Source organism: Microbacterium lacticum, assembly GCF_006716815.1.
Classification (GTDB): domain Bacteria; phylum Actinomycetota; class Actinomycetes; order Actinomycetales; family Microbacteriaceae; genus Microbacterium; species Microbacterium lacticum.
In genome coordinates this window covers 48,394-60,970 of record NZ_VFPS01000005.1, presented here as the reverse complement: position 1 = coordinate 60,970, position 12,577 = coordinate 48,394, and the positions used below count along the sequence as shown (strand labels likewise).

General features: G+C 71.5%; 11 protein-coding genes. 5 read left to right on the top strand and 6 right to left on the bottom strand.

Going from position 1 to position 12,577, the window contains the following annotated elements:
- The first annotated feature begins 52 nt into the window (after positions 1-52).
- Positions 53-367 carry an NAD-dependent epimerase/dehydratase family protein gene (locus FHX68_RS12560; RefSeq protein ID WP_141381294.1) on the top strand — a complete coding sequence of 105 codons (315 nt, stop codon included), beginning with the start codon at positions 53-55 and terminating at the stop codon, positions 365-367.
- Positions 368-606: 239 nt separating this feature from the next.
- Here the strand turns inward: FHX68_RS12560 and FHX68_RS12555 are convergent, their stop codons facing one another.
- Positions 607-2,010 carry an HNH endonuclease signature motif containing protein gene (locus FHX68_RS12555; RefSeq protein ID WP_141920270.1) on the bottom strand — a complete coding sequence of 468 codons (1,404 nt, stop codon included), beginning with the start codon at positions 2,008-2,010 and terminating at the stop codon, positions 607-609.
- 211 nt (positions 2,011-2,221) lie between these two features.
- On the opposite strand from FHX68_RS12555, the gene FHX68_RS12550 reads away from it, so the two are divergent.
- From FHX68_RS12550 to FHX68_RS12540, 3 genes are all read left to right on the top strand, one after another.
- Complete coding sequence (locus FHX68_RS12550; protein WP_141381203.1) at positions 2,222-2,713, top strand: HIT family protein; 492 nt, start codon at positions 2,222-2,224, stop codon at positions 2,711-2,713.
- 119 nt (positions 2,714-2,832) lie between these two features.
- A complete protein-coding gene (locus FHX68_RS12545) occupies positions 2,833-3,396 on the top strand; it encodes an alpha/beta fold hydrolase (protein ID WP_141381204.1) in 564 nt (187 codons plus the stop codon).
- Positions 3,397-3,466: 70 nt separating this feature from the next.
- Positions 3,467-3,892 carry a hypothetical protein gene (locus FHX68_RS12540; protein ID WP_141381205.1) on the top strand — a complete coding sequence of 142 codons (426 nt, stop codon included), beginning with the start codon at positions 3,467-3,469 and terminating at the stop codon, positions 3,890-3,892.
- Positions 3,893-4,035: 143 nt separating this feature from the next.
- On the opposite strand, the gene FHX68_RS16180 is transcribed toward FHX68_RS12540, so the two are convergent.
- The 5 genes from FHX68_RS16180 to FHX68_RS12515 all read right to left on the bottom strand — a co-directional run bounded on the left by FHX68_RS16180 (position 4,036) and on the right by FHX68_RS12515 (position 11,457).
- Positions 4,036-7,182 carry a S8 family serine peptidase gene (locus tag FHX68_RS16180; RefSeq protein WP_280525044.1) on the bottom strand — a complete coding sequence of 1,049 codons (3,147 nt, stop codon included), beginning with the start codon at positions 7,180-7,182 and terminating at the stop codon, positions 4,036-4,038.
- 156 nt (positions 7,183-7,338) lie between these two features.
- Positions 7,339-8,436, bottom strand: coding sequence for an ABC transporter permease (locus FHX68_RS12530; RefSeq protein WP_141381206.1), 1,098 nt, complete (start codon positions 8,434-8,436; stop codon positions 7,339-7,341).
- Complete coding sequence (locus FHX68_RS12525) at positions 8,433-9,365, bottom strand: ABC transporter ATP-binding protein (RefSeq protein WP_141381207.1); 933 nt, start codon at positions 9,363-9,365, stop codon at positions 8,433-8,435. Before FHX68_RS12525 ends, FHX68_RS12530 begins: the two co-directional genes overlap by 4 nt.
- Before the next feature lie 53 nt (positions 9,366-9,418).
- Complete coding sequence (locus FHX68_RS12520) at positions 9,419-10,243, bottom strand: MurR/RpiR family transcriptional regulator (protein ID WP_280525046.1); 825 nt, start codon at positions 10,241-10,243, stop codon at positions 9,419-9,421.
- Between the two features lie 197 nt (positions 10,244-10,440).
- A complete protein-coding gene (locus tag FHX68_RS12515; protein WP_141381209.1) occupies positions 10,441-11,457 on the bottom strand; it encodes a glycerophosphodiester phosphodiesterase family protein in 1,017 nt (338 codons plus the stop codon).
- Between the two features lie 164 nt (positions 11,458-11,621).
- On the opposite strand from FHX68_RS12515, the gene FHX68_RS12510 reads away from it, so the two are divergent.
- Positions 11,622-12,539, top strand: a complete 918-nt coding sequence (locus FHX68_RS12510; protein ID WP_141381210.1) for a Bax inhibitor-1/YccA family protein — start codon at positions 11,622-11,624, stop codon at positions 12,537-12,539.
- The last annotated feature ends 38 nt before the right edge of the window (positions 12,540-12,577 follow it).

Genomic DNA, 12,577 nt, shown 5'->3' with positions numbered 1-12,577 from the left:
GTGCGGACTCGCTGGCAATGCGGATGCGCGGCCGGGCGCGCACACTGGACGTATGAGCAACGACGACGCGCCCGCGGTCTTCGTCACGGGCGCGACCGGTGACGTCGGCTCGGCGGTGGTGCGGCATCTGCAGGCGAAGGGGCAGCGGGTGGTCGGCGCCGTGCGCCCGGGGTCGTCCGCCCGCCTTCTCGACGGCGTCGAGGCGCGGGAGTTCGCCTTCGGCCCCGACGTGGCCGCGCACCGCGCCGCGCTGGCGGGATGCGATCGGCTGTTCCTGCTGCGGCCGCCGGCCATCGAAGACGTGCAGAGGCAGCTGTTCCCGGTGATCGACGCGGCGCTCGACACGGGCATCCGTCAGATCGTCTGAACGTCTCGGCGCTGCCCAACCGGATGGTGCGCCGCTTGACGGGTCGGCCCGCGACGACCTTCCGCCAGTTCACCGAACGCGAGCGGAGCGCCTGGGAGCGCTGACGCGCGCCGGGCGGTAGCGCGGCACGGGCGTCGTGGTGCACGGATGGCGCCGTGGGCGCTCGCGAGCCTCGCGGTGCACGGTCGGCCCCGCGCCGGGCGCGGGCGCACCGCCGGTGCGGTGTGTGACTGCTCGGCTCAGAACGGTGGTGGTTCGTCGGTTGCGGTGGTGCTGATGGATGCCGGGGTGAACGCGACGGGTGGGGCGGGGGCGTCTTCGCGGTAGATCCGTCCGGTGGGTGAGGTCCATTCGAGGACCCCGCCGGGGAGTTGCCTCACCTTCCAGCGGGTGAACTGCTTCATCGAATGATGCCGCTGACACAGGTGTGCCAGGTTCCACAGCGCGGTGGGTCCGCCCTTGGCGGCGTCGATGGTGTGGTCGATCTCGCACCGGATCGCCGCACGCCGGCATCCGGGGAACCGGCAATGCTGATCCCGCGCCCGGAGGAACCGGCGTTGCGTCCACGGCGTCCGATACCGGTCCACCGCGAGCACCGTCCCCTCCACCGGGTCGGTCAGAACCCGAGCCCACGAATGCGTGTTCCCCGCGAGGCAACGGGCGGTGTCCGCATCGATCGGGGAACGGCCGACGAGGTCCGCGGGACCGTCATCGACACCCAGAAGAGTGAGAGCGGGGACGATCACCTGCACCTGCGCACGAATCGCACCCAGCGACCCCTGCCCGTCACCGTGGGCAGTGGGATCGAGGGCGGGCGCGCCGGAGAGCAGGAGGTCGGAGAACACGTCGGCGCGGACCTGATCGATCCCCCGCCGATCCGGCTCGGCATCGCCAATACCGCTCTCGCCGAACGCACCGCTCACGCCAGCCAGGTCACCCGCACCTCGTGCGCCGAACGCACTGCCCGCGTTCCCGGGCTCGCGCGCATCGACGATCGTCTGCGCCTGCTGGGTGAGCCGATCGAGGATCCCATCGGCGATCACCGTCGGCAGCGTTGCGATCAGATCCGACATCCCCGCGCTGCCCGGCACGACCCGCACCCGCCGCTCCGCCGCCGCATCCCGGTGCCGGTCGGTGAACGACCGCTCCGCGAACCGTTCCGCGAGGATCTCCACCTCCGACCGCACCCGATTCGGCGTATCCCGCTCACACCGGCTGATCGCCGCAGCCTCGAACTCGGCCCGCCGCTCCGACGACGCGTCGACCAGCACCGACCCGGCATCCGTGATCACCCGGACATGTCCGCGCGTGATCCGCCCCGACTCCCACGCCGCCAAAGTCGCTGCATAATGCTCGACCAGATCCCGAGCCTCATCGATCCGGGACTGCACGGTCCGATCCGTCACCCGCAACACCCCACCGAGCTCGGCCGCCACCGACCGCAACGCCATATCGTGCGCGCGCACCACCGCCGGCGATCCGGCGGCCTGCCGCGCGGCGAGTTGCCCCGCCGCCGCGAGCGCACGCACCTCCGCGACCTGCCCGGCCCGCACCACCGCAGCCGCCCCCTCGACCTCACCCACGATCGACGCCAAAGCGGCGACGTCTGCGTCGCTGCCCATCGACCCCGAGTACTCGTCCATATCTTCGAGTGTATGGAGGGGGTCGGACATTGGAATGGCCCCTGCTCCGGGCCGCGCCAGCCGGCGCTGAGTCGACAAATTGCACCCCTGATCTGCGACTCCCCACCTGAAGCACCCCAAGCACCCCACCCACCCGACCCACCCGCGACCTGCCCCACCCGGAGGTTCTGGCGACCGGGCCGCCGCCCACGCCTCCGGTAGCGTCGACCGCATGGATTGGCGTGATGACCGCATCGGCGCGGCGGCACGGGGAGAGAACCCGACCGTTCTGGCGGAGCTCGAAGGCGGCTACGCCGTGATCGGCGATGTTCAATTCCTCCCCGGTTACTGCGTCCTGCTCGCCAAGGATCTGAACGCGAAGGCTCTCGCTGAGATGCCTCGCAGGCACCGCGTCCAGTTCCTCGCGGACGCCGATCTCCTCGCCACCGCCGTCGAGAACGCCTGCCGCGAGGCCGACCCTGCCTTCCGTCGGGTCAACATCGACATCCTCGGCAACACCGACGCCTTCGTCCACGCGCACATCTGGCCGCGCTACGACTGGGAGCCGCGCGGCCTCGTCCAGAGACCCGTCTGGCTCTACGACACCGCCAGCTGGACGGACCCCACCACCGCACTCGGCGATCGGCACGACGGGCTCCGATCGTCGATCACTCGCGAGCTCCGCGCACTCGCCGACGCCGACCCGCTTCGCATCCACGACTGACCGCGCTCCACAGAGACCGGCCGTACGGTCGACCGCAGCGGCGGGCCACACCGACCCCGAACCACCCCCACACGCCCCCGGATTGGCGCGCCCGCGCCCGCCCGGGGAAAATGGATGCCATGACCGCCGCGACGCTCCAGACGTTCGAGCCCGATGGCCGCGCCATCTCGTACATCGACGAGGGGACGGGCCCGGCGCTCGTGCTGATCCCCGAGACCGGCCAGGAGATCGGCTCACTCGGCACCCTCGCCTCGATCCTCGTCGAAGAGGACTTCCGCGTCGTGCGCCTGGGCGCCCTCGACGCCGATGCCGACGTGCACGCGCTCGCGCGCACGGTCGTCGACGTGATGGATGCCGTGGGTCTCGACCACGCCTGGATCGGCGGACACGGCTTCGGCGGCACCGTCGCACGCACCGTCCCGGCCGACCACCACGACCGCGTGAACGGCGTGCTCCTCCTCGCACCCGAGCCGGCCGACATCCCGCTCGCCGCCGACATCCCCGTGCTCGTCGTCCACGGCACGGCCGACGACGTCACCCCGCTCGCCGAGAGCGAGCGGCTCGTGGCGTCGGCCCCCGCCCTCGCGAGCCTCAAGACCGTCGAGGGCGCCGGGCATCTCTTCCCGGCGACCCACCCTGGCGAGACCTCGTGGTTCATCGAGGACTATCTCGACTGGGACTGATCCCTCCCCGCCGTTTCGCAGGCACAGGTTCTAGCCTCGACGCAACAGCGCTCCGATAGAAGGAGGACCGATGCGCCGGCAGCTCCTCGCCGCGACCCTCGCCGTCGCGGCCCTCGCCCTGGCGCCGACCCTCGCCGCCTGCACCCCGGGAGGATCCATGTCCGAACCGACCCCGTCCGCCTCCTCGAGCACACGCCCCCCGTTCCAGACCGCGACCCCGGGCCCGGTCGCGCCGACGGGCACCCCCACCGACGTGCCGCAGGCGCGGTGGGATGCCCTGGTCGCCGATCTCTCGGCACGCGGAGTCACCTCGACCCCCACCCTCGTCAGCGCCGAGGCGGTCACCTTCAGCGACGGGTCGCTCGGCTGCGCGAGCCCGGGCCAGTCGTACACGCAGGCACTCGTCGACGGCATGCGCGTCGTCGTCACCGCGGACGACCAGACCTACGACTACCGGTTCGGCTCGGACGACACCCCGAAGCTCTGCACGCGCTGACCTCTCAGAACCCCGAGCGCGCCCAGCGCGGCACGCACCCGAAGCGCCCGCCCGCCCACACCCCCCGCCCCACGCGAGAGGCGGCCGGGTGACTCCCGACCGCCTCTCGCGCGCAGCGCCTGCGAGACGCAGGCCCGCCGCGCCTACTTCAGCTTGACCAGCAGCGACTCCCCCGCCCCTGACCGGTTGTCGAGCACGACCACCATCGCGCCGAGCGGCTTCTGCGCGGCGACCTGCGCCGCGTTGACGGCCACCTCGACCGACGCGGTGCCGTGCTTGGGCACGTCGACGTACTGGCCGTTGCCGATCGCCGGCGCCGACGGATCGTACGTCGCCCAGCCCGAGGCCGCGTCGGTGCCGCCGTTCACTCCGACCGTCTGCACCGTGTAGTCGAACGCACCCGTGATGCCCAGGTCGCTCGCCGACACCGGCAGCAGCAGCGTGCTGGAGTCGGTCGGCGCCTGCGTGAGGAAGCCGGATGCCCCGCGCGCGCCCGTCTTCGCGTTGACGACGAACACCTCCGCGAGCCCGTTGTTCGACCCGGCGCGCACGGCGCCCGAGTCGGCCGACCGCACGATCCAGTCGGCTTCACCGTCTCGATCGGTGTCGAGCACGACGTCGTACTCGTTGCTCGCCGCGTTCGACCACCGGTGGTGCATGTTCAGCGCGAACACCAGCAGCTGGTCATCGCCCGCGCCGGTCGACTGCACGCCCGCGGCCCGCAGATCGTACCCCGTGTCGGCGAGCGTCTTCGAGGCATCCTTGTCGTCCGACAGCCCCCACGTGTACACGTCGGCGCCGGCGGGAAGAGCACCGAACACGTTCCACAGCGAGATCTTCTTGGTCGCGTCGGCGACCTGCTGCTTCTTCGTGAACAGCGCGCTCGTCGAACTCGACGCCGTGCTGTTCGAGCGGGGCACGAGCAGATACGGCACCCGCAGCGTCGAGCCCTCGGCGGTCAGCACGATGTCGCCGGAGACCTCGTAGAACGCGAACTGGTCGGGGCCGCCGACCGAGCTCGGCACGTCCTTCGCGGCGGCCGCGACGGTCAGCAGCAGCTTGGCCGAGCCGCCCGCCGGGACCGTGATCGAGCGCGACGAGAGGTTCACCCGCGCCGGGATCGACTCGGCAGACGCACTCGTCGAGACCGCGTAGGTCACCGGGGCCGGGCCGTCATTGCGCACCGTCACGGTCTTGATGCCGCCGAAGCCGAGCCACGACTCCTGGAAGCCGAAGCTCAGCGCCGACTCGCGCGCCCAGCCGCTCTCGGTGCGGAACGCGTCGCCGGTCGCGGTGACCGACGTGGCGACCGCCTGCGCGGCATCCACGAGCCCCACGCCGCCGAGCGTCAGTCGCTGGCCGGCGACCTGGTCGGGGTCGGAAGTGGAGACGAGGGATGCCGCGACCTGCGGCGCCGCCCAGTTCGGGTGCGCCTGCACCGACAGCGCCGCGACGCCCGCGACGTGCGGAGCGGCCATCGAGGTGCCCGAGAGGATCGCCGCGCCGTTGCCAGAGCCGACGGCCGCCGACGAGATCGACACGCCGGGAGCGGCGACGTCGGGGCTGATCGCGCTGTCGCCCGAGCGGGGGCCCGACGAGGTGAACGACGCATACCCGCGGAAGCCGGGGTTGGCGATGCTGGCCGCGGCGAGGGTCGCCTTCGCGCCCGAGACGAACGCCGGGCCGCTCGAGGAACGCACGCCGAGGAACGGGATCGTTACCAGGTACGGCTCGCCCGTGTCGGCGTTCTCGGTGATCTGACCCTCGTACGGCGGCAGGTCGTCGGTGGAGTTGACCATGAGCGCCGCGGCGGCGCCGGCCTGCTGCGCGTAGATCGCCTTGGAGACGCGTGCGCAGGAGCCGCGCGTCGAGACGGCCAACTGCCCGCCGCCCGGCGTGACGCCCGCCTTCGTGTAGGCCGCGGCCGAGCAGCCGAGAGCCTCGTTCTCGGGCGTCGCGGGGTCGTCCACGAGTCGCACGACGGTCAGCTCGCCGATCCCGTCGAGGGAAGCGCCGTTGGCGTTGATCGCCTCGATGGCCTGACCGTCGACCGTGACCGTGGCACCCGGGAAGCCCTCGGCGCTGTCGACGGCCGAGACCGCGACGACACCATCGCCCGAGCCGGGCGAACCGGTCAGGTACGGGTTGTGGCCCGAGTTGCCGGCCGAGGCGACGACCACGACGCCCGCGCCGACGGCGTTGGCCGCGGCGACGGCATCCGGGTCGTCACCGCGCCCGAAAGACGAGCCGAGCGACATGTTCACGACGTCCATGCCGTTCTCGACCGCCCAGTCGAGGGCGGGCACGACCATGTCGGTCGAGCCTTCGCATCCGAACACGCGCACGGCGTAGAGGTCGGCCTGCGGCGCGACGCCCGGGCCGACGCGGAACGTGTTCGACGGCGTCGTCGTGTCGTACGGTCCGGTGAAGCCGGTGCCGTCGGCGAGCACGCCCGAGCCGCCCGCCGTGCCCGCGACGTGCGAGCCGTGGCCCTGGCAGTCGAGCGGGTTGTCATCGGGGTGCGGAACGGGCTGGTAGCTCGCGCTCGACGGGTCGGCGTTGTAGTCGTCGCCGACGAGGTCGATGCCGCCCTTCACGCGCCGGGCGTCGGGGCCGTACAGCGTCGGATCGGCCGGCTGGGCGCCCGCGGCGTGCGCCGCGTCGTACGCGGCGGTGGTGCCCGGGCCGCCGAACGTCGCGTGCGTGTAGTCGATGCCGGTGTCGATGATCGCGACCTTCACGCCCTCACCCGTGTAGCCCGTGCTCTCCCACACCTGCGGCACACCGAGGAACGGCACCGAGACGGCGTTGTCGAGCGCATAGGTGCGCACCGGGCGCACCGCGACGACGCCGGGCAGCTCCGCGACGGCGTCGAGCTGGTCGGCGGGCACGGATGCCTGGAACCCGTTGTACGCGGACTGCATCTGCGCCTGGATCTCGCCGCCCTTGTCGGCGATCTCGCCGCTGATCTCGTCCTGCGCGGACTTCAGCTCGTCCTTGACGGCCTCGCGCTCGCTCGGCGCGAGGTCGCCGTCCTTCTCCGCTTCGACGACCGCGACGGGGTCGCCCTCCATCTCGATGACGACCGTCACCCGGCCGTCCGCTCCGATGGATGCCGCGGTGAACGACGAGTCGACCGCGCCGTGCGAGGGGGCCGCGGCGAACCGCGAGGAGGGATCGTCGTCCGGCGCGGCCGCGAAGGCGGCGGTGGCGGGAAGAGCGAGCGCGACCGCGCCGGCGATGGCCAGCGTGCGTCGCGGAATGCCTGAGGACAAGAAGGCCAGGGACAAGGAGAATCCGCCTTTCGTGCAGGGGTGCGACCGCGATCCGGGGGTAGGAGGCGGCTGAAAGGAGGCTATGCATCAGCTGGACGGGGCGGAAGGGCGGCGGGTCCCCGATGAGAGGATCCTCATCCTCACGGGCGGGCCACCGGGCCGTGCGGACGCTCAGGCGATGCGGGTTCCGCGCGGCAGCGAGCGGACCGGCGTGCGCGTGCGCGCCCACGCCCACCACAGCAGCAGGCCCGTGAGGGCGAGCTGCACGGCGAGCCCCACGAACCAGCTGGGCACGGTCTGCGCGACGGTCTCCTCGGGGGTGCGATAGTCGTTCGAGCCCCCGTAGTAGCCGTAGTTCTTCGGATCGCACTCATCCCAGGTGCTCTCGAGCTGGGGCGGGATCTGGGCGGTGCGCACGCTCGACTTCATCCAGCCGAACATGTCGTCGGGGTTGCCCTGCGCGTCGAAGCGGGTCGGCGTCGCGTCGGCGAGGATGACGAACGGGTTCGCCGACAGCATCCACCACACGTAGTCGAACCGCGGCACGCGGTACGTGCTCGTCGTCCACTCTCCGCAGATCATGTTCTCGGGCTCGCCGTAGCAGTCGTTCGAGCCGTCCTTGCATTCGGGGTTGCCGAACCGGTCGTAGGCGAGCTGGCGGGAGTGCGTGGCCCCTTCGCTCGAGACCGCGGTGCCGATCAGGCCGAACCCGATCACGGTTCCCACGGCGAGCGCGGCGACGACGAGATAGGTGACGGCGACGGAGAAGAGGGGACGCGAGAGGATGCCCGAGAGCGCGACGCCGATGCCGGCGATCACGCCGGTCTCGACCACGAGGATCACGAGTGAGGTGACGACCGCCCACGGGTTGACCTCACCGGCGAGCGTCGAGAGCACGAGGAAGGGCGCCGCGACCGCGGCGAAGGCGAGTCCGGTGATCCACGCCGCCAGGAACTTGCCGAAGAGGATCTCGCCCGTGGTCGCGAGCGTCACCTGCACGGGCGCGAGCGTCGCGGCATCCCGATCGCCGTTGATGCTGTTGCCGCTGAGGGTCGGAGAGACGAGGAGGATCAGCAGCAGGGTCACATACACGACGACCGAGTAGACGCCGGGGCCACCCGTGCCCCAGCCGCCGTAGGCGAGGAAGGCGAGCGCCGTCACGCCGAGCAGCACGAGACCGAACACGCCGAGCAGCACGTACCACGACACGGTGCGCACGCGCTGGAGCAGTTCGAGGCGGGCGATCGTCCACAGCCGCGAGAAGGTCACGAGCGGCCTCCTTCGAGGTCGAGGAAGGTGTGTTCGAGAAGGCCGGTCGCCGCGGCGAACTCCGCCACCGGCAGGCCCGCGCCGACGAGCGCGGCGAGGGCTGCGGCGGCGGACGCGTCGGAGTCGAACCCGACGAGGAGGTCGCGGCGATCGATCGGCACGAGCGCCGCGTCGAGCCCGAGCACCTGCGCGACGGGGAGCACGGCGGCGGTCGCCTCTCGGTCGGCCAGCCGGATGCGCCAGGTGCGCACGCGGGTCGCCGCCTGGGCGACCCGGTCGGAGCTGACGGTGGATCCGTCGACGAGGAAGACGGCGTCGTCGACGACCTCCTCCAACTCGGACAGGATGTGGCTCGAGATGAGGATCGTGCGGCCCTCGGCCGCGAGGCGGCGCAGCTGCACGCGCAGGTCGACGCGCGCCTGCGGATCGAGGCCCGACGCCGGCTCGTCGAGAAGCAGCACCTGCGGGTCGTGCACGAGAGCGCGGGCGAGCCCCAGCCGCTGCTTCTGCCCGCGGGAGAAGACGCGCGCGGGGGTGTCGGCGAGCTCGCTCAGGCCGACCTCGGCGAGCAGTCGCGCCGCACCGCGCGCCGCGTCGTCGGGGGCGATGCCGTAGAGCCGGCTCGTCATCACGAGCGTCTCGCGCGCGGTCAGCGACGACCAGGCACCGAGCGCGTCGGGCATCCACCCCATGATCCGGCGGACGCCCGCAGGGTCGGAGACCGGGTCGATGCCGCCGATGCGCAGCGTTCCGGCATCCGGGGCGAGGAGCGACGCGAGCATGAGCAGCAGCGTCGTCTTGCCCGACCCGTTCGGCCCGACGAGGCCCGTGACGGCGCCCGCGCGTGCCTCGAGGCTGACATGGCGCACAGCGTGCACGTCTCCGAACGAACGACGGACGCCGGTGGCCACGATGCCGGGGGAGGTCATCGCCCCACCCTATGGCCTGGCTGTGCGCGCGCCGGGGCTCGCCACGCGGCGGGTCAGTGATCGCCGCGGCGCGAACGCACCGCGTCGTAGGTGACGCGCAGGCTCTCCGACAGCTGAGGGAAGTCGAGGCGCAGCACGAGCACGAACAGCACGTCGACGATCGCGAGGTGGGCGATGCGGCTCGCGGTCGCGCCGCTGCGCAGGCGACTCTCGCGCACGGCACTGCGCAGCACCACATCGCTCACATCATCGAGCGACGACGATGTCGCGTTCGTGATCGAGACGGTGGTCGCTCCGGCACGCCGGGCGGCGCGCAGGACGTCGAGCGTCTCCCGGGTCTCCCCGCGAGACGAGACGCCGACGAGCACGGAATCGGCGTCGAGCAGCGCGGCCCGCGACAGTGCGAGGTGCACGTCGGTCTCGGCGACGGCGGGCCGGCCGATGCGGGCGAGCTTCTGGCAGAGGTCCTGCGCGGTCAGGGACGACGAGCCGGCGCCGTAGAGCACGATCCGCCTCGCCCCGCCGAGCGCCGCGGCCGCGCGCGCGGTCGCGTCGAGGTCGAGGGCGGCCATCGTCGCCTGGATCGCCCGCACCTCCTGGAACGCGATCTTCGCGGCGATCTCCTCCGGGGCATCCCCCGCGTCGATCTCGCCCTCCCCGAGGTCGAACTCGCCCAGGCGCGCGTCGTCATAGCCGAGCGCGGCGATGACGGCGGCGCGGAACTGCCGGTACCCGTCGAACCCCAGCCGTTGGCAGAACCGGGCGACGGTGGATGCCGCGGACGCGCTCGTTCCCGCCAGTTCGGTGATCGTCGATTCGCACACCACGCGGGGATCGGCGAGCACCGCTTCGGCGACGCGCCGCTCGGAGGCGCTCAGCTGCGGCAGCGAGCGCGAAGGCGCCGAGAACGGCGACGGAGGTGATGCGCTTGTTCATGTGGTCTCCTCTTGTGCGGGGTCTGAGCGACCCAGGGAAACCAGATGGAATAAATGCCCGGTTGTCAGCAGTGTGTCGGTAATTTTCTCCGATCGTCATCTGCCCGTGACATTCGGCGGCCGTTCCGGGCGGCGCCGGGTCAGCCGAAGAAGCCGAGTCCGAGGTCGGGGTGGTCGACGAAGACGCCGTCGACACCGGCATCCGCGATCACCTGCCATTCGCTCTCGTAGTCGCCGAACGCGGCCTTGTCGCGCCCGCGGCGGAAGGAGGCGAGCAGGAAGGCGTTCTCGGGTCGGCACGTCCACGTGAACACGCGGAGTCCGCGTGCGTGCGCGTCGGCGACGATCCGCGAGGGGCCGGCGGTGCGCCCGAGCCGGTCGGGGGCGAGGATCATGCGCTTGTCGACGCTGATGCCGTCGACCAGCCGGGCGAGGGCATCGAGGCCGTCGCGGCTCGTCGGGCTCGCCTGCTCCGCATAGGTGGGCGCGGCGGCGCCGCGCGCCGCGACCAGGTCGTAGGGGCGACCCGCAGCCTCGAGCAGATAGACGTATGTGCCTCGAATGCCGAGCTCCCGCACCTCGCCGAGCACGGTCGACTCGAACGACTCGACGACGAGGGGCAGCTCGCCGTCGCCCCAGCGGGCGGCGCGCAGCTCGTCGGCGATCGCCCGCGCGACGTCGTAGCCGAGCGACCCGAAATAGGTGGCGTGCTTGATCTCGAGCACGACGCCGATCTCGCGGCCCTGGTCGAGGGATGCCTCGCGCACGAGATCGAGCACGTCGCGCAGCCGCAGCGGAGGCTGCGTGCCGTCGAAGCTGGCGCTTCCCGGGCGGAGCTTCGGCAGCCGCTCCCGGCAGCGGAGCGTCGCGAGCTCGGCCCAGGTGAAGTCCTCGGTGAACCAGCCGGTGATCTCCCCGCCGTCGATCGTCTTCGTCCGTCGCCGTGCGGCGAACTCGGGGCGGTCCGCGACGTCGGTCGTCGAGCCGATCTCGTTCTCGTGGCGCACGACCGCCACCCCGTCGGCGCTGAAGACCACGTCGGGCTCGACCGCATCGACGCCGAGCGCGAGCGCGAGGTCGTAGGAGGAGCGCGTGTGTTCGGGGCGATAGCCCGGCGCCCCGCGGTGGCCGATGACGAGAGGACGACGACGAGGCATGGATCCAGGCTAGCGACCCGACCTGCGAGCAAAGTTGAGTCGAGTTGCGTCAGGTTTTCTCGGCGTACACACAGCACTCGACCTGCCGCAGCGAAGGTGGAGCCGCTACGCTGGAATTCCGCAGGATTCCACTGCGGCACCCCTCGCATTGGAGAGAGACCACCATGGCCTCGAGCAGCAACCCCGCATTCGCCCACCCCGCGTTCCAAGAGCGGTCTTCCGCGCAGCGCCCCGGGCTGACCCCGCCGGCTGCCCAGACCCAGTTCAGCACCGCCTCCGCGCAGGCCACCGACGCCGCCGTGCAGGCCCAGCTGGAGGGCGCCTACGCCGCCCCCTCCGCCGGCGCCATCGACACCGACCGCATGACGGTCGAGGACACCGTCCTGAAGACGGTCGCCCTCTTCGGCGTGCTGCTGGTCACTGCCGTGGTCGGCTGGATCTGGACGATGGCCGGTGTCACCGCAGCCAACCCCTCCCCCAGCATCGCGCCGTGGATCATCGGCGCGCTCGGCGGATTCGTGCTCGCGATGGTCGTCACGTTCACCTCGCGCAAGAAGATCCGCCCCGCGCTGATCCTCGCGTACGCCGCGTTCGAGGGTCTGTTCATCGGTGGCATCTCCGCGTTCTTCGAGTTCATCTGGCCGGGCATCGTCGTGCAGGCGACGCTCGCGACACTCTCGGTCGTCGGTGTGACCCTGGCCCTCTTCGCCAGCGGCAAGGTGCGCGCGTCGAAGAAGGCCACCAAGGTCTTCATGATCGCGATGATCGGCTACCTCGTCTTCTCGCTCATCAACGTCGTCATGATGATGTTCGGCGCGTTCCCGGCCGGCTCGGGCGGACCCTTCGGCATGCTCTCGCACTACTCGATCATGGGCATCCCGCTCGGCGTCATCATCGGCGTCGCCGTCGTCATCATGGCGGCGTACTCGCTGGTGCTCGACTTCGACTCGATCCAGCAGGGCGTCCGCAACGGCGCCCCGCGCCCCTTCGCCTGGCTCGGCGCCTTCGGCATCATGGTCACGGTCGTCTGGCTCTACGTCGAGATCCTGCGTATGATCGCCATCCTCCGCGGCAACGACTGACGCCCCGGCATCCACGACCAGGCCCGTCCGGCTCCGCC

What these genes read in the sequence shown, in the direction of transcription:
- FHX68_RS12545 (WP_141381204.1), top strand. Translation starts at nt 2,833, where the DNA reads ATGACCGCCGCGACGCTCCAGACGTTCGAGCCCGATGGCCGCGCCATC.
- FHX68_RS12550 (WP_141381203.1), top strand. Translation starts at nt 2,222, where the DNA reads ATGGATTGGCGTGATGACCGCATCGGCGCGGCGGCACGGGGAGAGAAC.
- FHX68_RS12510 (WP_141381210.1), top strand. Translation starts at nt 11,622, where the DNA reads ATGGCCTCGAGCAGCAACCCCGCATTCGCCCACCCCGCGTTCCAAGAG.
- FHX68_RS12560 (WP_141381294.1), top strand. Translation starts at nt 53, where the DNA reads ATGAGCAACGACGACGCGCCCGCGGTCTTCGTCACGGGCGCGACCGGT.
- FHX68_RS12540 (WP_141381205.1), top strand. Translation starts at nt 3,467, where the DNA reads ATGCGCCGGCAGCTCCTCGCCGCGACCCTCGCCGTCGCGGCCCTCGCC.
- FHX68_RS12555 (WP_141920270.1), bottom strand. Translation starts at nt 2,010, where the DNA reads ATGGACGAGTACTCGGGGTCGATGGGCAGCGACGCAGACGTCGCCGCT.
- FHX68_RS12515 (WP_141381209.1), bottom strand. Translation starts at nt 11,457, where the DNA reads ATGCCTCGTCGTCGTCCTCTCGTCATCGGCCACCGCGGGGCGCCGGGC.
- FHX68_RS12525 (WP_141381207.1), bottom strand. Translation starts at nt 9,365, where the DNA reads ATGACCTCCCCCGGCATCGTGGCCACCGGCGTCCGTCGTTCGTTCGGA.